We start from the raw sequence: 21,235 nt of genomic DNA, 5'->3' as shown, positions 1-21,235 counted from the left end.
TCCGATTCGAAACGAATCATCGACTCATGGAGTCGTTGATTCGTAGAGTGATTTGTCGGGGCGTTGCAGCCTGAGACTGACGATTCGCCTGTGAAGAGTCGAGCGTGAGATGTTTAGCCAGCGCGCCGCACGTGAAACATTCCAGTCAAATTGCTGCAGTGCATCAATGATGGTCTGTTGGGCATCATCCTGCGACTGAGCTTGTGAGTGATCAGGATTGCGAGACGTTTTAAGCAGACTCTTCGGCAGGCAGTCGGCATCAATCACAGGTCCGTCTGAGAGTGCGAGTGCATATCGGATGACATGTTGTAATTCGCGGATGTTGCCGGGCCAGTCGTGTTTGAGAAGAGCCTGTCGCGCACTGCTGGATAGATGAGTCCGACCCATCCCCTCGGAGTCTGCCGTTTCCTGAAGAATGGCTTGTATGAGTTGATCGAGATCGCTTCTCTCCCTCAGAGGCAACAGATTGATCGTTGCACCTCGAATCCGATAATGAAGATCCTCCCGGAAAGCTTGTTGCCGGACCATGTCGTCGATGTTCCTCAGGCTGGCTGCCACAAGGCAGAAATCAACTTTCACTGAATCGTTTGCACCAATCGGAACAAACTCCTTTTCTGAAAGCGCCTGCAGGAACCGGCTTTGCAAAGGGAGCGGCATGTCGCCTATTTCATCCAGGAACAGGGTTCCACCATCTGCTTCTAGCAGTCGTCCACGAGAACCATTGCGTGATGCGCCGGTGAACGCACCAGCCCGGTAGCCAAACAGTTCGCTTTCAATCAGCTCCGCCGGGATCGCGGCACAATTGATCGATACGAACTTGCCAGTCCGGTTAGGACCTGATTCGTGCAGCGCTCTAGCCAGCAGCGTTTTTCCGGTACCGCTTTCACCTTGCAAAAGAATTGGCAAGCCGCGTTCGTACAGACGCCTGGCGATATGTATTTCCTTGATCGTTGCTTCGTCGGTGCCGGCGATGTCTTCAAGGCAGATTGCAGGACGGGTAGACTGAGCACCTCTTGCACGAGGAGGGGTGTTTGGAGAGTCGTGATCGCTCTCAAAGCGATAGCGGGGGCCGGATCGGGTTTTACGAGAGGAGCTACGCAGGTCCTTGCGTACCTCACGGCTCGAGGTTGAGGCAAGCTGAATGTTGTATGCACCGGATGGCAGGTGAATGACAGGGCGGCTGTTGTCGAGAGCCTGGATGAGGGAGTCGAGGTCTCTGAATCCGTCGATTCGCTGTCCGTAGATCTCATCAGTTGCGCCAAGCATCTTTAGCGCTGAGGGCGTGGCATCGATCAGTCTGGCATTCTCATCGAGCGCTATTCTGGCCTCGCCTGCCGGATCACAGAAGTCTCCACTGGTTGACAGCTTGAGCACGATTTTTCCAGCACAGCGCAAGTCGAAACTGCGATTCTCGATTCGCTTGGCAGAGCTTTCGACGATGGTTCGCGCGATCTGGTGCAAGGATTTACTGGAGGGCCGAAGTGATGTCACATTCAGGACTGCAGCAAGCTCGCCCCTCTGCCCGAAGATAGGCGCGACTGTACAGGACAGACCGCTGAGCCGGTGGGCAAAGTGCTCGCCCATGACGACAGATACCGATGATCTGGTTTTCAGGCACAGACCGATGCCATTGGTTCCCTGAGATTGTTCCGTGAACTGCGCACCAGGCGTGATCAGGGCCGCTCTGCAGTCTGTCTCAAACTGCGGGTCTACCCGCAAGTCCATCAGCGTGCCTTGTGGATCAGCCAGCATCAGCAAATGAACGTGATCCCCGAGTTGGCGCATCATTCTGTCTAGCTCTCCTTGAGCAAGTGCGGCAAGCTCGTCAGTTGGAGCACGAACAACACCGAACTCCGCCTGTGTCAGCACGTCAGGCTCGGGGATTCTGTCCGGCTCAAGCCGGTAGTGTTCGTAACAGCGATGCCAGGAGTCACGAATAAGTGTTTCGGTATCCGGAAAACTGGCAAGCCCCTGTGACCGGAGGTGAATGCTCATAGACCCAATCTCCACAGTCTTGATGTGTTTCACTTCAGTATATTCACAAAAGCTGGTTGAACTCGAGTTTTGAGGTGGCTTCGGTAAATCGGTCCATGACGGTGACGTCTGCGACGAAGTGGTTCTGGTGCAGTTCAGTGTACCCGGTCCAGGGGGGCGTCCTGATGTGGTGTGCTGCCGGGGGAGTGAATCCCCGGCAGCACACTCACCAGTGGTTTAGCCAGTTCGCCGTAAACCCTCGCTCCAATCGGGCCTGGACGCGCAGGGTCCTTTAGCCGGAGGTGACCCGATTGGGCGGGGATACAAGGCGCGCACGCCAAGGGCGTCCTTGGGTTTAATCCGGTGTTTTCTGTTGCTCGACATACTGCCGGATGAATTCCAGAGGCGAAACGACCCTTTGAAGCCGCGAAAGCAGCCGACCACGGCAAGGCGTATCGGCTGCGGGACTTCTTTGGCGCGAACATCGCCAAAGATCGGAAACGGGTGGCTGTCGCCGCCGAGACGCTGAACGTCAAAGGCATGATGAAGAACCGGCGCCTTTCGCGCGCCATTGCCGATGTTGGCTTGGGCGGTTTATTACTCAAGATCGACTACAAACTGAAACGGCACGGGGGTAATCTAGTGAAGATCGACCGCTGGTTCGCGTCGACCAGAACATGCAGTGATTGCGGTGCAATACAGCAAGGGTTGACACTCTCTGATCGCACCTGGCTCTGCGCCGCTTGCGGGTCGCTACATGATCGTGACGAAAATGCCGCCGAGAACATCCGGCGGCAAGGGATTCTGAAACTCAAGGCCTAAGGACTGTCGGTCTCAGCCCATGGAGGCGGTGTCAGTCGAGCACCTGGCGTGCCCGCAACCGCCGTTGAAGTGGGAAGCCTCCGCCCTCAGGCGTGAGGAGCCGTCACCCGAGTGACTTGCGTACAAGCGGCATGACTTCCGAAATCAGTCTGGACATGGTCTCCCATTCCCAGGCCCGGTTCGGACCCGAGCCATCCATGGATGCCATGAGCAGGCCATGGAAAGGGCCGGCATACTCCCGGAGTGCAACGAGCTTTTCGGCGACGGTCTTGGGTGAGCCGTAGATCACCATGCTTTCCATCAGACCTTCCACTGTCACTGAGTCATCTGACTGTTTAGGGTCACTCTTCATGACTGCAGTGTAGTTGGCTGCCTTGAGTACTTGCCACAGGTAATCAAAGTAGTAGTAGTTACTTCCTTGTGGGTTCATGACGCGGTCTCGTGCCTCGGTATCTGTGGGTGCGATGACGATATTGCGAGACACCCGCCAGTCTTCTCCAGTAGGCTTGCGGCCCACTTCTTCGCAACCTTCCTGATACTTCTGCCAGTGACTCTTGATGATCCACTCCGGACAGAAGTTTGCACTCATCGGACCGAAACCTCTCATGGCAGCTGTCTTGACGCTACCTGAATAGGGCGACATGGCTGTCATAGTGATTTCGGGGTGTGGCTTTTGGTATGGTTTGGCAACATAGCCAACGCCCAACTCTGGAATAACCATGTCCTTGAGGGTCAGGTTCCAGTGTTTGCCGGGAATGTTGTAAGGAGGATCCTGACTCCAGAGTTGCAAAATGGTGTCGATTGATTCCATCATGCGTTCGTTGCGATACTCACCGTCCAGTACGTCAAACAGCTCCATATCGCTTGCCAGGCCGCCGGGCCCGATACCGAACATCAGTCGCCCATGGCTCAGGTGGTCGAAGAGTGCCACCTCTGCCGCGACAACTGCCGGGTGGTGGTTTGGAAGCGCAATCACGCCAGTGCCAAATTTAATTTGCCTGGTTCTGTGGATCAGTGATGCCAAAAACATGAGCGGGGCTGAAATCGGCTCAGTTGTGCACGACATGTGCTCTCCGACCCAGAACTCTTCGAAACCTAACTGATCAGCGTAAATCACCTTGTCTGCGTCTTCGGCCAGTGTCTCGGCTATCGAGCGTGACGGTGGATGCAAAGGCATGGCAAACATTCCAAGCTTCATGTTGATTGTCTCCTTGTGTGGCTTGGTAAAGACTGGCAGACTGGCGTGTACGAGTCTGCCAGGTTGAAACGGGTTTCGGGTCAGGCATAGCTAAGCGAAGCGCTTTTGCCGCCTATCCACACGAGAGGAGACCTTTCAGTGGTTTCCGTAGAGGGTAGGCACACCCGACTGACTTTGGCAATGAAAAGCGAATGCGACCCGTACGGAACCTCGTGATCGATCTCGCCAAAAACGACAGCGCGCGCCCCGGGCAGCCAAGGCAGACGATCAGTGCTGGCGTGGTGGGCATCGGACCAGTCTTCAAACGCAAAGCGGTGCTCGCGCATGTCTGAGCGGGAGAAGGGCTCAATGAGATGTTCCTGATGCTTGCCCAGAAAGTTGATACAGATCCGGCCTGTGCTTCTGACGACCGGAAATATTCCGGCGGTCTGATTGACGGCTACAAGAACCGAAGGTGGGTCAACCGATACCGAAATCACAGCGGATGCGGCCATGCCATGGGGCTTGCCATCCTGATCACGACTGGTGATCAAAGCAACGGTTGAGGGAACGTTGCGCATAGCCTCCTTGAGGCCAGGCGAAGTGATCGTCATGCTGTTTGTCTCCTGTTATCTGGCGCGCATCTGGTGCACACCTCTGGACGGCCTGAAGTTCGTCGGAACTCGGTTGTCTCTTGAGTTTTTGTTGTTTCAGGAGGGTATAAGCAATTGTTGTGCCAGCCTGGCATTCAGGGGGAAAGGCGTATTCCAGGTTGTTTCTGACACACTTGATGCGACACTTTCTGTGTCAGTTGCGACACTCGCATCATCGATCAGAAGGTCTTTCAGGGCGACTATTGTGGTCGAGAGATTTGTGTTCTTTTGTGTTCGACCAGGCGCTTGGTGACAGGTCAGACAGCTTGTGTCGAAGTTCAGTCCAACGCGATAAGTTGTCACCAAATGCACAACAGCCAGGTGAAACCTGGCTGTTGTGGTTGAATCATGAAACTCTTAGAGAGGGCCTTATTCTCGGCTGCCCCCAAAAATTCCCAGCAGGGCCAGCAGGTTCACGAAAATGTTGTACAAGTCCAGATAGATCGCCAATGTTGCGCTGATGTAGTTGGTCTCTCCGCCATTGATCACACGCTGCAGGTCAACCAGCAGGAAGGCCGAGAAGATCACGATGGCCAGAACCGAAACGGTCAACATAAGCGCCGGCAATTGAAGGAAGATATTGGCCAGTGCAGCCACGATCAACACCACGACACCCATGAACAGCCATTTTTGCATGCCGCTCAGATCACGCTTGATGCTTGACGCCAGTGTTGCCATTGTGCCGAAGACAGCCGCCGTGCCACCGAAGGCGACCATCACCAGTTGCGCGCCGTTGCCCATCCCGAGCACGAACCCTAGCATGCGTGAGAGCATGACGCCCATGAAGAATGTGAACAGAAGCAACAGGCCCACACCGGCCGAGTTGTTTTTGTTCTTTTCGATCGCAAACATCAGGCCGAATGCGCCGGCCAGAAACACGATCGCAGTCAGGCCGGGACTTGCAGCCATGACTTGATTGATGCCGGTGTAAAGTCCAACCGCTGCACCGATCACTGTCGGAATCAGTGACAGGGCCAGAAGCCAGTAGGTGTTGCGCAGCACTTGATTGCGCTGGGTGACCGATGCTGTCTGCGTGAAGCGGCCAGGAACTGTGTTTCGATAGTCGCTCATTTACGCTGTTCTCCCGTAATAACGCTGGTTAAATTCCAGATACGTGTATGACGTATTCAAGTTTCAGATTGGACTGCTAGAGTACCTGATAGTTCTCTTCAGTTAAAGGAAAGCATGTTAAACACAGGCATTTGCAACATTCTGTTGCAAATGCCTGTGTTTAGTCCGATGGTAGCTGATGTGCGTGAAGGCGGTATCCAGCCTGTTGATATGACCGCCAGCGATTCCGCGCCAGGGCTCTATCATCATCATCACTGCTCACGATTTCCAGAATCCTTGTGACCGGTTGCTCCAGGGGTGGGCACTCGTCATGCAGATTGAGAAGCCAGAACCCGTTTGCCAGAAGGGGGCGCGCCAGGTTGCACCCGGTTTGATCCTGAATCAGATAGACCGGCAAGTCGGGTGGTGCATCCTCACTAAGGATGTCATGCGCAAGAAATGTCGCCCCTGGCAGACTCCATAGCGCTCTGTCATAGCGCTTGAGTCGGGCCAGATCGGTTGTGTACACAAGCACCCGGTTTCCCCGGGTGACTTGCTTTTCAGTGGTGCGCACAGCCTGTGCAATCCGGTCATGCGCATCAAACGCGAAATCCACCCGCATACAACTCAGTCCTGGGTCGTGGCGCTGGTCATGAGGTACTGGACCAGCAAAGGAACGGGGCGTCCCGTTGCACCCTTGGACGGACCGGAAGCCCAGGCGGTTCCGGCTATGTCAAGGTGTGCCCATCGGTAGTTCTTGGTGAACCGGGACAGGAAGCACGCTGCAGTGACAGCACCGGCCTTGGGACCTCCGATGTTTGCGATGTCGGCAAAATTTGATTTGAGCTGTTCCTGATAACCCTCTTCAACTGGCATTCTCCATGCAGGATCCATTGCCTTGCTGCCTGCGCTGCGAAGCGCTTCGGCCAGTTCGTCATCGGTAGAAAACAGTCCCGTGTTGACGCTGCCCAGTGCAACAACACACGCACCCGTGAGTGTGGCAATGTCAATCACTGCGCTCGGCTTATAGCGCTCGGCATAGGTCAGTGCATCGCACAGGATGAGACGTCCTTCCGCATCAGTGTTGAGAATCTCGATGGTCTGGCCTGACATGCTGGTGACGACATCACCAGGTTTGTTGGCATTTCCGCTTGGCATGTTCTCGCAGGTTGGAATCAGTCCGACGAGTTCTCCTTCCCATCCCATCTGGGCGATTGCCCGGAACGTGCCCAGCACCGAGGCCGCGCCGCACATGTCATACTTCATTTCGTCCATGGTGGCTGCGGGCTTTATCGAGATCCCACCCGTATCAAAGGTGATGCCCTTGCCAACAAGCACGACAGGTCCGCGGGATGAGCGCGGCAGGCCTTTACTCTTGTAATGCAGGATTATGAATTTCGGAGGCTGGGATGAGCCTTGAGCAACCGACAGGAACGACCCCATGCCCAGAGATTCAAGCTGTTTCTGATCGAGCACCGTGGTTTTGATGGTCTTGAATGTTTTGCCCATCTCGCGCGCCTGATCCGCCAGATATGTCGGTGTGCAAATATTGCCGGGCAGATTACCCAGTTCCCGCGCAAGCGAGACGCCATCGCCGAGTGCCTGTCCTTGCTCGAGCGATTTCTGGATCCGGGACTGCAAGGCTTTGGTGGTGGTGACTGAGAATTTCTTGAGTTTTGGCTGTCTGGCCGAGTCCGGCTTGCTCAGCGTGTGAGTGTAGGTGTAGGTGGCCTCGCAGACCGCCTGGGCACTGAGTCGTGCTCTCAGCTCGACGTCATCGTTCTCGCAAGCAACGGACAGAAGGCTCGAGCAGGCTTCGGTGACTTGTAGCTGAACGCACAGGCGCGCAAACGCCAGTTCGGCTTTCTTGTGTGCGACAACCGAGAACTCTGATTGCTTGCCGAGTCCGATCAGAATGATCCGGGAAGCGCGTACGCCTGATAGATCACGCAATATGAGCGACTGACCCGTGGCACCGGTAAACTCTTGCCCCAGTGCACGTTTGATCGCGCCCTCAGATGCCCGGTCCAGCGTTTCCGCACCTGCGGTCATTTCTGAGTCCGCAAAGACGCCAACGGCCAGTGCAGAACTACGAACCTGGTGCAGTGACGTACTCACCTGTGTGCTAAATTCCATGTGAATCTCTCTCTATCGCTACTTGGTCAATCAAACGGGATACTGCATTATCCCGCAATAAAGTCTCCATGTCCTTATTCAAGCGCTCCGTCGTTTCAGAAGCTGCCAGTAACGCGAGCGTGGTGTTTTCTACGCTGATTGTGATCTGGCTGAGCATTGTGCTGGTCCGTCTGCTCGGTGAAGCCGCCGCCGGCAGCATCGGTGCAAACGTCGTCATGGGCCTGGCCGCGCTCACGACCATTGCCGCATTGCCCACTGTGATTGCGGTTTCGGTTTTTATCGGTGTTCTGACAACGGTATCACGCAGCTATCGCGAAAGCGAAATGGTGGTTTGGTTTTCAAGCGGACTGTCGCTAGCGGACTGGGTTCGACCTGTCCTGCGACTGGCTTTGCCGGTTTCTGTACTGGTGGGTGCGCTGACACTGTTTGCGTCCCCTTGGTCGCACCGCCAGATTGAGGATTACCGGGCCAGGTTTGAACTGCGCTCGGATATTTCTCGTATCACCTCCGGTCAGTTTCATGAGCTCGACGCAGGCGCCCGTGTTGTGTTTGTGGAACCCTCAGAGGAAGACCCGGAACAGCTTGGCCATGTGTTTGCGAGACTGATCGAGCAGCCTTGGCATTCCGTCGTGACAGCGAGCTCCGCCAGGACTGAGGTTGCGCCGAACGGCGACCGGTTTCTGGTACTGGGGGAGGGAATGCGGCATGATTTGCAACCAGGTGGCCTGGAGTCCAGGCTTTCTGATTTCGAGGCATTCGGATTCCGCCTGGAATCGCGCGACTCAGAACAGACGCTGGCACAGGCACGTGAACGGGCGTTGCAGAACCATAAGGGGCGACCCACCTTTTTACTTGTACAGGATGATGTCAGCCGTTCCGATGGGCAGCTGATGTGGAGACTTGCCATTCCGATTGCCACGATCAACCTAGCGTTGCTGGCCATCCCGCTTGGTGCGGTCAATCCACGTGTTGGACGGTCTTTTGATCTGCTGATCGCCGGACTGGTCGCATTGCTTTACATGAATTTAATCAACGCATCACACGGCTGGATCAATAATGAAGTCTTGCCGTTCGAGTTTGGTGTGTGGCTTGTGCACGGTTTGTTCCTGATGCTCACAGCCGTTCTTTTCTGGCAGCGGTTACGGGTCAAGGCGCCGAAGCAGGATCCCGGTCATGGAACAGGTTCGCCAGCGGTCCCGCAATAAAGCGTGCTGGTGAAAATTACATCAGGCAGCAGGCAGTTGTATTGCCGAGAGTCGGGTGTCGTACTTCCATCCAGGTTACTGATATTTGGTTCTAATGTTTTGTTCTAATTTTATTATTATAAGTTATAAGGAATTGTTTCCTTATAACTTATAATGCTTGCTCGCATCCTGATCTGTGAGCACTTGAATGAACCTGCAGCAATTCCGTTTTGTGCGTGAGACGATCCGACGAAACTTCAATCTGACCGAGGCTGCCAAAAGTCTCTATACCTCTCAGCCGGGGGTGTCCAAGGCGATCATGGAGTTCGAACAAGAACTCGGTGTTCAGATATTCGAGCGGCACGGAAAGCGGATAAAAGGGTTGACGCGTCCCGGCCAGGCTGTAGCTGAAGTGGTCGAGCGTATCAATCGGGAAATCGAGAATCTGCGCAAGGTAAGTGACGAGTACGCGCGACGTGATCAAGGTAGTCTTATCATCGCATGTACCCATACGCAGGCCCGATATGCGCTTCCCAAGGTCATTCCTGCATTCAGGGCACAGTTCCCCAAGGTTCATCTTTCGCTCGCGGAGGGGAGTCCCACGCAGTCGGCGGAATTGGTGCTCAGCGGAGACGCCGATGTGGCGATTGCGACCGAGTCGCTGGCTCAGACGCCCGGACTGGCTAGCGTCGCCTGTTACCACTGGGAGCACTCGGTCGTCTGTAAACCAGAGCACCCGCTAATTGAAACTTACTCCCGAAAGGGGGTGATCAGCCTGAGCGATCTGGCTGAGTATCCAATCGTGACTTATGATCCTGCGTTTTCGGGCAGGCGCAACATTGATGATGCCTTTGCGCAGGCAGGTCTGTCGCCGGATATCGTGCTGGCTGCAGTTGATGCGGATGTCATCAAGACTTACGTGGACGTGGATCTCGGAATCGGTATCATCGCGTCGATGGCGTACGATCCACTGCAGGATGATCATTTGTGCAGCATTCCCGCAGGACACCTGTTTGGCCGGCAGACCACGCGTGTCGCGGTCAAGGCAGGGGAGTTCCTGCGTGACTATGTTTACACCTTCATCGGCATGATGGCTCCAGATCTGGACGAATCAGAAATCAAACAACAGATCGGTAGTGCCGGTATGACAAATGTACGGTAGATTTGATTTGCAATTTAAATAAGAATCATTATCATTACGGATGTTTCATTAAAGGAGCATCCTCATGTCCACTCTGAATGCAGTTGTCGTCGGTGCTGACCGTCTGGGAAACATCCCCGATCTGCTCAGTACGCACAACATTCGTATCACTCATCACGTTAGCGGCCGTGATCCTTCCCACCAGAGACGTACGATGCAGCTGCCTAGCGACACGGAGCTGGTCATTTTGCTGACGGATTTCCTGGGGCACAATGTCATGAAGTCTTTCAGGCAGGCTGCACAACGTTCAGGCGCAAAAGTGATGGCCTGCAGGCGCTCAGTCTGCGATATGCAGAAAGCATTGCAACAATGTGGTTTATGCCCACATGCAAAGGCAAGCGCATGAGCGTGGGCCAGTCAGACACAGACCAGTCGCGTTAAAGGCGGGGCTGTTCAAACTCAGGGATCAGGGATCTGCGTCCCTGGGGGATTAGCGATTGGCGATCATGACGGGATCAATACGTCGACCCCCTGTAAAGCGCTTGTTCCAGTACGGTGCAGTCATGTTTTCAAGTCGAACCACGCCGCCAGAGGATGGGGCATGTACGAACATGTTGCTTCCGACGTAGATGCCGACGTGCGAGTAACGTGCGCCGAGCGTGTTGAAAAATACCAGATCACCAACCGAAAGTTCCTGACGCTTGACCGGTTTACCGGATCTTGCAATCTCGGTTGACCGTCTAGGTAAACGCAAACCCAGTGATTCCATGGCCGAGTAGTGGACCAGACCGCTGCAGTCAAAACCATTGTCCGGGGATGTTCCGCCATAGCGATAGCGGATGCCGATTTGCTGGAGGGCTTGTTTGCTCAATGGGTGCTGAGCGGCTGCAATGGCGGTAATCGGATCAAGAATACCGGTGGTTGTGCTGTCCACAGTGGTTCGTGGTCGGTCCGAGCCTGGCCAGCCTTGTGCAAGTTCGCCAGAGTTTGTGGCGCAGCCGCTCATGAAAACGGCGGCAACCATGATGACCGGTAGTACCCATCGTCGGGAAATTGTTTTGCATCTAATCATGTCAGTCGGGCGCAATGTTTCTAGTTCCGTCAGTTATCGTACGGCGCAAATCGCGCTCGTCGTGTCGGCCAGAAACCGCAAATTCATGCAGGTTTCAGGAGAGAAAAATCCAGTCTGATCAATCAAACCACTACGGAATTTTTCAACGCTGACCAGATCGGTTGGGCAGCATCCAGATGAATCGAGAGGGCGATATCCAGGTTCGGGAAGAAGCTCTCAGCGATAAATCCGAACTGACCCGAAGCTTGTTGGTTCAATTAGAAGCCAAGCCCATCACTACGGGATTGCGACACTCTCTTGCGTGCAAAAGGAGGCACTGATCAGAGAACCCGCAACTCGCATCATACCGCGCATATCTTGCTACGAATCACTCCGAAATCGCGAAGTTTCATCCGGGAGAACCCTATAAAGCGGGTAGACGAAAGCCTCACGAAAGCTAGTTACGTCAGAATATTAGTATAAAGCACTACCAAATGGGAGACTTTGTATGACCACGCTCGAGAAAACGCACGCGCTTTCAATCCAGAATCGCGAAGAATTCTGGGGGCAGCAAGCCCACCGGATCCACTGGGAGAGCCCGCATGACAAGGTTCTGGAGTTTGATCATCCCCCATTTGCGAAGTGGTTTGTTGGTGGGCGAACCAATCTTTGTTACAACGCGGTTGATCGCTGGCTTAAAACTCAGGCGGATCAGGCAGCCCTGATCTGGGTGTCAACCGAAGTTAACAAAGAGATCGTGTTCACGCGGTCAGATCTTTTTCGCGAGGTTAATGCGTTTGCGGCAATGCTTAAGGCGCAAGGTGTATCTGAAGGGGATCGTGTCCTGATCTACATGCCCATGATCCCAAGTGCAGTTTTTGCGATGCTGGCCTGTGCCCGCATAGGGGCTATTCACTCAGTGGTGTTCGGAGGGTTTGCCTCCGTGAATCTCGCTCAGAGAATCGATGATGCACAGCCGACAGTCATCGTCAGTGCGGATGCTGGTTCTCGGGCAGGCAAGGTCACACCCTACAAACCTTTGCTGGATAAGGCGATCAGTCTGTGCAACAGCCCACCAAAGGCAGTGATCATCGAGGACAGGGGCTTGCATGAGATGAACTGGGTAGATGGTCGGGATCAGGATTATGCCTCTCTACGAGAACAGTACCTTGGGCAAACGGTCGACGTAACCTGGCTAGAGTCTTCACAGCCAAGTTACATTCTTTATACCTCTGGCACGACAGGCCGACCCAAGGGTGTCCAGCGTGACACCGGAGGATATGCGGTCGCGCTCGCGACTTCCATGGAATACATATATGACGGACATCCGGGCGAAACCTTTCTTTGCACCAGTGATATTGGCTGGGTGGTCGGGCATTCCTACATTGTGTATGGGCCACTGATCGCGGGCATGGCAACAATCCTTTACGAAGGCACCCCGGTCAGGCCAGACGGTGGCATTCTCTGGAGGCTGGTGCAAGACTACAAGGTCAGTGTGATGTTTTCCGCGCCGACGGCGATTCGCGTGCTCAAGAAGCAGGATCCCGAGCTGCTTGGTAAATACGATCTGTCGAGTCTGCGTGCGCTATACATGGCTGGGGAGCCGCTCGATGAGCCGACGGCGACGTGGATTTCGCAAGGGTTGGGAAAGCCCGTCATTGACAATTACTGGCAGACAGAAACAGGATGGCCCATCCTGGCTGCTCAACCCGGGATCGAGAAGCGCCCCACCAGATTTGGCAGCCCCTCCTTTCCCGTTTACGGGTATGACGTGAAGATTCTGGATGAGCAGACTGGGCAAGAGCTTGGTGCCGGGCAAAAGGGCGTTGTGGCCATTTTTCCGCCTTTGCCACCAGGTGCGATGTCGACGGTTTGGGGGGATGATGAGCGTTTTGTTCAGACATATTTCACCAGCATTCCAGGACGTCAGGTTTATTCGACTTTCGACTGGGGGTTGGTGGACCAGGACGGCTACTGGTTCATCCTTGGGCGCACTGACGATGTGATCAACGTTGCGGGACACAGACTGGGTACGCGAGAGATTGAAGAGTCGGTGAACAGTCATCCGGCGATCGCTGAAAGTGCTGTGGTTGGCGTTAGCGACGCTCTGAAAGGGCAGGTTGCAGTTGCCTTCGTTGTGCTAAAACAGCCTGAGCGATTTGATGTCGTAACCGGGCAACCTGCACTGGCTAAGGAGATCATGAGGGTGGTTGACGATCAGCTTGGTGCAGTGGCACGACCTGCAGCCATTCAGTTCGTGACTGCCTTGCCGAAGACCCGTTCGGGCAAAGTGCTCAGACGAGCGATTGTGGCAGTTTGCGAGGGACGTGATCCTGGTGATCTCACCACAATCGAAGATCCAGCTACGCTGGAGCAGATTCAGAAACATACATGAGTGACCGGCTCGTGATGTTTTCCGTGCAGGGGGAATCGCGAACAGGACGGAGCTGGACCGCTGCACCCTACTACAGGGCAGTGAATATGCAAACCGTCATGGCGCGCAGCAAATGAATAAACCAGAGTCATACCATCAGATCAGACAAGGAGACCCATCATCATGTCGAATTCCATCCAATCCGTCTTGGTCGAGACGAGAGTGTTTCCTCCGCCTGAGGAGTTTGTGAAACAGGCGAACGTGTCGGGCAAGGAACAATATCAGGCACTTCTTGATGAATCGGACCGTGATCCGGAAGCATTCTGGGCACGGATGGCCAACGAGCATCTACACTGGAAAAAGCCTTTCACCCAGGTGCTGGATGAGTCCAATCCTCCGTTTTATCGCTGGTTTGCCGACGGTGAGCTTAACGTGTCCGCAAACTGCCTCGAATCCAACATTGAGCGAGGCCTGGGCGACAAAGTTGCAATCATCTTCGAGTCTGATGACGGCAAGGTGACTTCGATCACCTATCACGAACTTTTTGTCAAAGTTTGCGAGATTGCCAATGGTTTGAGGTCTCTCGGCTACAAGTCCGGAGATCGGGCCATTGTTTATCTCCCGATGTCGATCGAGGCGGTCGCGTGCATGCAGGCATGCGCACGTCTGGGGATTATCCATTCAGTTGTGTTTGGTGGCTTCTCTGCCAAGAGTCTGCACGAACGGATTGTGGATGTTGGGGCAACGCTGGTCATTACTGCCGATGAGCAGATGCGTGGGGGCAAGGCCATTGCGCTCAAGTCGGCCGTCGATGACGCGATCGGGATGGGTCAGTGTGAAGGTGTCAGGCACTGCGTCGTCTATCAGCGTACGAGTGGCAAGATTGCCTGGACCGAGAGGCGTGACGTCTGGCTACACGACCTGGTCAAGGATCAGCCTGGACTGTGCGAGCCGGTCGCGGTGAACGCAGAGCACCCGCTTTTCATCCTCTACACATCAGGTTCGACTGGCAAACCCAAGGGTGTGCAACACAGTAGTGCAGGGTACCTGCTTTGGGCCAAGATGACCATGGAGTGGACGTTCGATGCCAAGGACGATGATGTCTTCTGGTGCACCGCTGACGTTGGCTGGGTGACCGGGCACACCTACATCACGTATGGTCCGCTTGCCGCAGGTATGACTCAGGTTGTCTTTGAAGGTGTTCCCACCTACCCGAATGCCGGTCGATTCTGGGAAATGATCCAGCGTCACAAGGTGACTACTTTCTATACCGCACCAACGGCAATCCGGTCATTGATCAAGGCGTCAGAGGCTGATGAGCGCTATCACCCGAAGTCGTTCGACCTGTCGAGCTTGCGTTTGCTCGGTTCGGTCGGGGAACCTATCAACCCTCAAGCGTGGGTCTGGTATTACACCCAGGTTGGTCAGGAGCGCTGCCCTGTTGTGGACACCTGGTGGCAGACGGAGACAGGTGGACATATGATCACGCCTTTGCCTGGTGTTACGCCGATGAAGCCCGGTTCGTGCACGACGCGTTTGCCCGGAATTTCCGCTGCCATCGTTGACGAAGTAGGTGGGGATGTGGCATCTGGCCAGGGCGGCTTTCTGGTGATCAAGCGTCCCTGGCCTTCGATGATCCGGACTATCTGGGGTGATCCGGAACGGTTCAAGAAAAGCTACTTTCCGGAAGAATTGAAAGGCTATTATCTGGCAGGTGATGGCGCGCAGTGCGACGAGGATGATTGCTTCTGGATCATGGGCCGCATCGATGATGTCCTCAACGTTTCAGGGCACCGCCTGGGTACGATGGAAGTGGAGTCTTCGCTGGTGTCTCACGAGCTGGTCGCAGAGGCAGCTGTGGTCGGCAGGCCGGATGCCACGACCGGCGAGGCGGTCGTGGCCTTTGTGGTCTTGAAGCGTTCGGCACCACAGGGGGATGAGGCTGTAGAAATCGCCAAGGAACTCCGTAACTGGGTTGCCAAGGAAATTGGACCGATTGCCAAACCTAAGGAGATCCGGTTCGGAGATAACCTCCCGAAGACCCGCTCAGGCAAGATCATGCGGCGTTTGCTGCGCATAGTCGCCAAAAACGAGGAAGTGACTCAAGACGTCTCGACACTGGAAAATCCTGCCATTCTGGAACAACTGACCAAAGCGGTCTGATATCCAGGCTCATGGCGGTTAATTGAATATGGCCTGTCAGGTGCTGGTGCCTGGCAGGCCATTTCAATGGAGCAATGTGGCGGATAGTGGCGTGGTCAGCCATCAGGTCGTACGTGATGGAAATGTCCTGTCAGCGCAATTCGACTTCCACAAACACCAGCGGCTCTGAACCGGCGTTGATCACATTATGACGAACGCCTGCCTTGCGGGTGTATGACTGACCCAGTTTGAGCTGGGCATTGACCGGACCGTTCTCAGTCTCGAGCAGTAGTTCACCATCCGTGGTCGGAACCACGACGTAGTCGTGCCCGTGCGTGTGCCAGCCCGTTTCTGCGCCGGGTTTGAAGTGCCATTCGGTGACGATAACCCGTTCATCATCAATCTGTACAGTCGGGGTCGCTTGAGGACGTTGATTGCTCAAAGTTTTCTCCTGAGGAGCCACGCCGGATGGTGTGGCTGGGTGGATTGTCAGTTCAGCGCATTCTTGAGGGCAAGAGCACAAACACCGACCGCGAGGTTGGCCTCGTCAATCACACGTCCCATTGGCAAAAATCCGTGAATTTGCCTTTCGAAGCACAGATACTGAGTCGGGACGCCGCTTCTTGACAACCTGTCCGCATAAGCCAGCCCTTCATCGTGCAGCGGATCAAATCCGGCGGTTAGTACAAATGCTGCGGGTAGCCCGGAAAGATCCTTCGCAAGCAGGGGGGACGCGCGCCAGTCCTGCCTGGACGAAGGGTCGGGCCAATAGTGGCTGTAGTACGCTTGCAACGTTGCCTCGGTGAGCATGTAACCGGTGCCGTTGTGTCTGATCGACGGGTGACTCATCATCGCGTCAGTGATTGGATAAATGAGCAGCTGGAATGCGAGCCGGACTGTTGTGTCGTCACGTAAAGCCATTGCCACAACAGCCGCCAGCTGACCGCCGGCGCTGTCGCCCGCTACAGCGATGCGTGCCGGATCAATGCCCAGCATCTGCGCATTTGAGTGTGCCCAGCGAGTGGCTTCGAGTGAATCATCGAATGCTGCCGGGAAAGGGTGTTCAGGTGCCAGTCGATAGTCAACCGACAACACGGCATGTCCGGAGTACTCGCACAGTTGACGGCACAATGTGTCGTGCGTTTCGATGGATCCAATCACAAACCCGCCACCATGAAAATATACCGTCAGACCACAGGGAGACTCGATACATGTACTTGGTTTGTATAGACGAACACGGATGTCAGCATCCTTGACGGGCACCGCGAAGTCCTGAACATGTCCGACTTCGACCGGATCAGGTTGTGAAATGCTTTTTCGTACCAGGTAAGCCTGGCGAGCCAGTTCGGGACCGACCTGACTGACAGAGGCAACCCCCTGCTGAGCCAGGGTGTCCATCAGGGCTTGTGCCTGAGGGTCGATCATATTGCCTCCATCAGAGTCAGATTATTGAATGTTACATATTGGTGTAGACCGGGCCTTCCCCGCCTTGAGGAGTAACCCAGACGATGTTCTGAGTGGGGTCCTTGATGTCACAGGTCTTGCAGTGAACACAGTTCTGGGCGTTGATCTGGAGCTTGTCCTGACCGTCGTCGTCCTTGATGAACTCGTATACGCCAGCAGGACAGTAGCGCTGCTCGGGACCCGCATATTTGGTCAGGTTGACCTGGACAGGGACACTTGTATCTTTGAGCGTGAGGTGAATCGGTTGATTCTCCTCATGATTCGTGTTGGATATGAACACAGAACTGAGTCGATCAAAGGTCAGCTTGCCGTCAGGCTTGGGGTAATCTATCTTGACGCACTGGTCCGCCGGTTTCAGGTTGGCATGATCTGGCTTGTCACGATGGATGGTCCAGGGGATGTTGCCACGTAGTAGCCATTGTTCGATGCCGGTCATGAGCGTGCCCATGGTCCGTCCCTTCTTGAACCACTGCTTGAAGTTACGTGCCTTGTTCAGCTCGGCATGTAACCAGGATTGTTCGAAGGCCGCTGGGTAGGCGCTCAATTCGTCATGATTGCGCTGCGCAGTAAGCGCGTCAAATGCTGCTTCCGCAGCCATCATGCCGGACTTGATTGCCGCGTGACTGCCTTTGATGCGCGAGGCATTCAGGAACCCGGCTTCACATCCCACTAGTGCACCGCCCGGGAAGACCAGCTTAGGCAGAGACAGCAGTCCACCTGCGGTGATGGCACGTGCGCCATAGGCAATCCGCTTGCCACCCTCAAAAGTGCCCCTGATGGCAGGGTGGGTCTTGTAGCGCTGAAATTCTTCAAACGGCGAGAGCCATGGGTTGGCATAGTCCAGACCGACTACCATGCCGACAGCAACCAGATTGTCTTTGAGGTGATAGAGGAAGGAGCCGCCGTAGGTGTCGGAGTCAAGTGGCCAGCCTGCAGTGTGCACGACTAGTCCGGGCTTGGACTTGGCCGGATCAATTTCCCAGAGTTCCTTGATCCCGATTCCATAGCTTTGTGGATCACGGCCTTTGTCGAGCTGATACTTGGCAATCAGCTCGCGACCAAGCTGTCCGCGTGCACCTTCCGCAAAAATAGTGTATCTGCCAAGCAGCGCCATCCCGGGCTGGTAGTGCGGTGTCTGTTCGCCATCTCGTCCCACACCCATATCGCCCGTTGCGACCCCGATGACTTCTCCCTTCTCACCGTACAGGACTTCTGCGGCGGCAAATCCAGGAAACACTTCTACTTCCAGTGCTTCTGCCTGTTCTCCGAGCCAGCGGGTAACCTGACCGAGGCTGATCACATAGTTACCCACGTTATGGAAACAGGGCGGTAGCAACCACTGAGGTGTTTCGCGCTGTCCCGTTTCAGTCAGAAACAGAAACTTGTCTTCGGTGACGGGTGTATCAAGAGGCGCGCCTTTCTCTTTCCAGTCGGGGATCAGTTCGGTCAATGCGCCAGGGTCCATGACCGCACCAGACAGGATGTGTGCTCCAACTTCAGCGCCCTTCTCCAGAACACAGACGGAGATTTCCTGATCCTTTTGCGCGGCCAGCTGCTTCAGACGAATGGCAGTTGCCAGACCGGCTGGGCCGGCACCGACGATTACCACGTCATATTCCATTGATTCTCTTTCGGTCATCGCGATGTCTCCGTTCTTAGCAATACAATCGCCCGATTGTATTGCACGGACCCGCTCTGTGTCGGTGTTCCGGGCTTGCTTTCTTTTTAAGCACATCTTTCGCAAAGTGATTGACGGGTCAGAAGAGGGGATGTGACGGGAGTCGATCCGGGAATGTGGATACATATGAAACGGAGTGCCGCGAACACATACACCCCGGTTTCCCGAAACAGCCAGGCCAGCAGTCATGCAAACAACCAAAGGAGGGACAATGAGTCAGCGCCGATTGCAACCAGGTGACACATTCGAGATTGATATCGAGATGCGGTGGGCCGATTCGGACATGATGCAGCACCTGAATAATGCCAAGTACTTTCAGTACATGGAGCAGGCACGTGTCATGTTGATGGATCAGTCCGGCGTGCGAGATTTTCCGGATCTGGGCTTTGTCGTGGCGCATTGTTCCTGCGACTTCAAGAAGGCCATCACCTACCCTGCAACAGTGAAAATGCGCCTGATTACTGACAGGGTGGGGCGCACGAGCTTTGATCACCGGGTCGAGATGAGCGTTCAAGGGGATCCTCCAGGACAGTTTCGTGCAACAGGACGCGCGGTCATGGTGCTGGTCAACCGTCATACCGGGCAGTCAACGCCCTGGCCAGACGGCGTTCTTGAGCGACTTGGGTCCGTCACGCAGCCCGCCGTCGCTGACAGTTGAGTGCACATGTGGCAGTCTGGCCGCGAGCCATGCGCGATCGCAAATCCATATGATGGCGAGATCCGGCAGGGATGTGCGGGTTTGCATGGATCAGTTTTATTAGGTGGCCGTCTGGCGGTCACGCTACACTAAGGAATAATCTGTCCAGATCCTTTGGTTCCTCTATCAACTGGTGTCACGCGTCTGGTAAAAGCTGGCGTGTGGCTGACCATTCAGGTACATATAGAGATCTGGCTCGAGTTTTTTTGGGAGGTCACTGAATGAACAAGGTGTTTGGCAGTGCAGCAGAGGCACTCAACGGTATTGTGAGTGACGGACAGCTGATAGCGGTAGGAGGATTTGGTTTGTGCGGAATTCCTGAGGCACTCATTGAAGCGCTACGGGATTCTGGTGTGAAAGACCTTACTTGTATCAGCAATAACGCTGGTGTGGACGGTTTTGGGCTGGGTATGTTGCTTGAGACGCGGCAAATCAAGAAGATGATCGCGTCTTACGTGGGAGAGAACAAGGAGTTTGAGCGTCAGTACCTCGCAGGAGAGCTTGAGCTTGAGTTCAATCCCCAGGGAACACTTGCCGAGCGCTTGCGCGCAGGAGGTTGCGGTATCCCTGCTTTTTTCACAAAAACCGGAGTCGGTACACTGATTGCAGAGGGCAAGCCTACCCAGGAGTTTGACGGGGAAACCTACGTCATGGAAAGATCTCTGGTTCCTGATGTGTCGCTGTCCAAGGCCTACATTGCAGATCGCAGTGGCAATCTGGTCTACAACAAGACTGCCAGGAACTTCAACCCCAACGTGGCAATGGCGGGCAAGATTTCGGTGGTCGAAGTCGAGAAGATTGTAGAGAACGGTGAACTGGATCCGGATCATATCCATCTTCCGGGCATTTACGTCCAGAGGATCGTGGTCAATCCGAACCCGGAGAAGCGGATCGAAAAGCGAACGGTTCGCCCGAGCAAGTAAGACAGAGGAGCAAATACACATGGCTTGGACACGTGAAGAAATGGCCGCACGCGCTGCGCGCGAGCTGCAGGACGGCTTTTACGTCAACCTGGGTATCGGTATGCCGACTCTGGTGGCGAACTACGTACCGGAAGGAGTTGAGGTCTGGCTGCAGTCAGAAAACGGGCTTTTGGGCATCGGTCCGTTTCCGGAGGAAGATGAGGTCGATCCGGACATGATCAATGCAGGCAAGCAGACAGTGACTACATTGCCTGGGTCATCGATTTTTTCTTCGGCAGACTCGTTTGGCATGATCCGGGGGGCAAGATCAATCTGGCCATTCTGGGTGCGATGCAGGTCTCCGAGAAAGGTGATCTGGCTAACTGGATGATTCCTGGCAAGATGGTCAAGGGCATGGGCGGTGCAATGGATCTGGTGGCTGGTGTGAGCCGCGTCGTCATTCTGATGGAGCATGTTGCCACCAAGAAAGATGGCACCATTGACCTGAAGCTGTTGCCCGAGTGCAACTTGCCTCTGACAGGTCTTGGCGTTGTGGATCTGATCATCACTGACCTGGGTGTGTTTGAGGTGACAGACGATGGGCTGAAGCTGACTGAAGTGGCACCAGGTGTGACCGTTCAGGAGATTCAGGAAAAAACGTCGGCGAAACTGGATGTTTCAGCAGTCGCCTGAATGTCAGCAGGCTCCTGTTTGTGGCGCGGTTTGCATGCGTCCACTTGCCGATATGAACAGTGCGCCTTCTGGCGCACTGTTCATATCGATGGCCAGT

The 21,235-nt window shown here is 54.8% G+C and carries 18 protein-coding genes and 1 pseudogene; 9 read left to right on the top strand and 10 right to left on the bottom strand.

All coding sequences use genetic code 11. From position 1 onward, the window contains the following. Positions 1-24: 24 nt before the first annotated feature. Positions 25-1,995 (bottom strand): sigma-54-dependent Fis family transcriptional regulator, encoded by a 1,971-nt coding sequence (locus tag DBV39_RS08705; protein ID WP_108621203.1) that lies wholly within the window; start codon positions 1,993-1,995, stop codon positions 25-27. A gap of 483 nt (positions 1,996-2,478) precedes the next feature. Between DBV39_RS08705 and DBV39_RS08700 the strand changes: the two genes are divergently transcribed. After that, on the top strand, positions 2,479-2,796 hold the full coding sequence (locus tag DBV39_RS08700; RefSeq protein WP_108621202.1) for an RNA-guided endonuclease InsQ/TnpB family protein: 318 nt from the start codon (positions 2,479-2,481) through the stop codon (positions 2,794-2,796). A gap of 103 nt (positions 2,797-2,899) precedes the next feature. On the opposite strand, the gene DBV39_RS08695 is transcribed toward DBV39_RS08700, so the two are convergent. The 5 genes from DBV39_RS08695 to DBV39_RS08670 all read right to left on the bottom strand — a co-directional run bounded on the left by DBV39_RS08695 (position 2,900) and on the right by DBV39_RS08670 (position 7,812). Beyond that, positions 2,900-3,994, bottom strand: a complete 1,095-nt coding sequence (locus DBV39_RS08695; RefSeq protein WP_108621201.1) for an LLM class flavin-dependent oxidoreductase — start codon at positions 3,992-3,994, stop codon at positions 2,900-2,902. Between the two features lie 80 nt (positions 3,995-4,074). Next, positions 4,075-4,587 carry a flavin reductase family protein gene (locus tag DBV39_RS08690; RefSeq protein WP_108621200.1) on the bottom strand — a complete coding sequence of 171 codons (513 nt, stop codon included), beginning with the start codon at positions 4,585-4,587 and terminating at the stop codon, positions 4,075-4,077. Positions 4,588-4,995: 408 nt separating this feature from the next. Further along, positions 4,996-5,697 (bottom strand): Bax inhibitor-1/YccA family protein, encoded by a 702-nt coding sequence (locus DBV39_RS08680; protein ID WP_108621198.1) that lies wholly within the window; start codon positions 5,695-5,697, stop codon positions 4,996-4,998. 160 nt (positions 5,698-5,857) lie between these two features. Then, positions 5,858-6,298, bottom strand: coding sequence for a DNA polymerase III subunit chi (locus DBV39_RS08675; RefSeq protein WP_108621197.1), 441 nt, complete (start codon positions 6,296-6,298; stop codon positions 5,858-5,860). Positions 6,299-6,303: 5 nt separating this feature from the next. Continuing rightward, positions 6,304-7,812, bottom strand: a complete 1,509-nt coding sequence (locus DBV39_RS08670) for a leucyl aminopeptidase (RefSeq protein ID WP_108621196.1) — start codon at positions 7,810-7,812, stop codon at positions 6,304-6,306. A 68-nt stretch (positions 7,813-7,880) separates the two neighbouring features. Between DBV39_RS08670 and lptF the strand changes: the two genes are divergently transcribed. The 3 genes from lptF to DBV39_RS08655 all read left to right on the top strand — a co-directional run bounded on the left by lptF (position 7,881) and on the right by DBV39_RS08655 (position 10,543). Continuing rightward, complete coding sequence (lptF, locus tag DBV39_RS08665; RefSeq protein WP_108621195.1) at positions 7,881-9,017, top strand: LPS export ABC transporter permease LptF; 1,137 nt, start codon at positions 7,881-7,883, stop codon at positions 9,015-9,017. 187 nt (positions 9,018-9,204) lie between these two features. Further along, the gene (locus DBV39_RS08660; RefSeq protein ID WP_108621194.1) at positions 9,205-10,158 is read left to right on the top strand and encodes a CysB family HTH-type transcriptional regulator; all 954 of its coding nucleotides are present in this window, start codon (positions 9,205-9,207) and stop codon (positions 10,156-10,158) included. Between the two features lie 64 nt (positions 10,159-10,222). After that, positions 10,223-10,543, top strand: a complete 321-nt coding sequence (locus DBV39_RS08655) for a DUF2325 domain-containing protein (RefSeq protein WP_108621193.1) — start codon at positions 10,223-10,225, stop codon at positions 10,541-10,543. A gap of 84 nt (positions 10,544-10,627) precedes the next feature. Here the strand turns inward: DBV39_RS08655 and DBV39_RS08650 are convergent, their stop codons facing one another. Next, a complete protein-coding gene (locus tag DBV39_RS08650; protein ID WP_108621192.1) occupies positions 10,628-11,209 on the bottom strand; it encodes a C40 family peptidase in 582 nt (193 codons plus the stop codon). A gap of 487 nt (positions 11,210-11,696) precedes the next feature. On the opposite strand from DBV39_RS08650, the gene DBV39_RS08645 reads away from it, so the two are divergent. Together DBV39_RS08645 and acs are read left to right on the top strand one after the other, a co-directional pair. After that, positions 11,697-13,583: a propionate--CoA ligase gene (locus DBV39_RS08645; RefSeq protein WP_108621191.1), complete on the top strand. Its 1,887-nt coding sequence runs from the start codon at positions 11,697-11,699 to the stop codon at positions 13,581-13,583. A 162-nt stretch (positions 13,584-13,745) separates the two neighbouring features. Continuing rightward, entirely contained in the window at positions 13,746-15,725 is a 1,980-nt protein-coding gene (acs, locus tag DBV39_RS08640) for an acetate--CoA ligase (protein WP_108621190.1), read from the top strand. A gap of 130 nt (positions 15,726-15,855) precedes the next feature. On the opposite strand, the gene DBV39_RS08635 is transcribed toward acs, so the two are convergent. Genes DBV39_RS08635 through DBV39_RS08625 form a run of 3 tightly spaced genes read right to left on the bottom strand, consistent with a single transcriptional unit; the run spans position 15,856 to position 18,807 of the window. After that, positions 15,856-16,146, bottom strand: a complete 291-nt coding sequence (locus tag DBV39_RS08635; RefSeq protein WP_108621189.1) for a cupin domain-containing protein — start codon at positions 16,144-16,146, stop codon at positions 15,856-15,858. A 47-nt stretch (positions 16,147-16,193) separates the two neighbouring features. Then, a complete protein-coding gene (locus tag DBV39_RS08630) occupies positions 16,194-17,129 on the bottom strand; it encodes an alpha/beta hydrolase (RefSeq protein ID WP_108621188.1) in 936 nt (311 codons plus the stop codon). 31 nt (positions 17,130-17,160) lie between these two features. After that, positions 17,161-18,807: an electron transfer flavoprotein-ubiquinone oxidoreductase gene (locus tag DBV39_RS08625; RefSeq protein ID WP_193853056.1), complete on the bottom strand. Its 1,647-nt coding sequence runs from the start codon at positions 18,805-18,807 to the stop codon at positions 17,161-17,163. 250 nt (positions 18,808-19,057) lie between these two features. On the opposite strand from DBV39_RS08625, the gene DBV39_RS08620 reads away from it, so the two are divergent. The 3 genes and pseudogenes from DBV39_RS08620 (at position 19,058) to DBV39_RS08610 (ending at position 21,138) form a co-directional block, all read left to right on the top strand. Next, positions 19,058-19,504, top strand: a complete 447-nt coding sequence (locus DBV39_RS08620) for an acyl-CoA thioesterase (RefSeq protein WP_159078880.1) — start codon at positions 19,058-19,060, stop codon at positions 19,502-19,504. 260 nt (positions 19,505-19,764) lie between these two features. After that, the gene (locus DBV39_RS08615) at positions 19,765-20,466 is read left to right on the top strand and encodes a CoA transferase subunit A (RefSeq protein WP_108621186.1); all 702 of its coding nucleotides are present in this window, start codon (positions 19,765-19,767) and stop codon (positions 20,464-20,466) included. Positions 20,467-20,485: 19 nt separating this feature from the next. Continuing rightward, positions 20,486-21,138 (top strand): annotated as a pseudogene (locus tag DBV39_RS08610) (CoA transferase subunit B). Positions 21,139-21,235: the final 97 nt, after the last annotated feature.

Source organism: Orrella marina, assembly GCF_003058465.1.
In the GTDB taxonomy this organism is placed as follows: domain Bacteria; phylum Pseudomonadota; class Gammaproteobacteria; order Burkholderiales; family Burkholderiaceae_B; genus Algicoccus; species Algicoccus marinus.
Note: the sequence above shows the minus strand (reverse complement) of the source record. Positions and strands in the feature narration are given on the sequence as shown.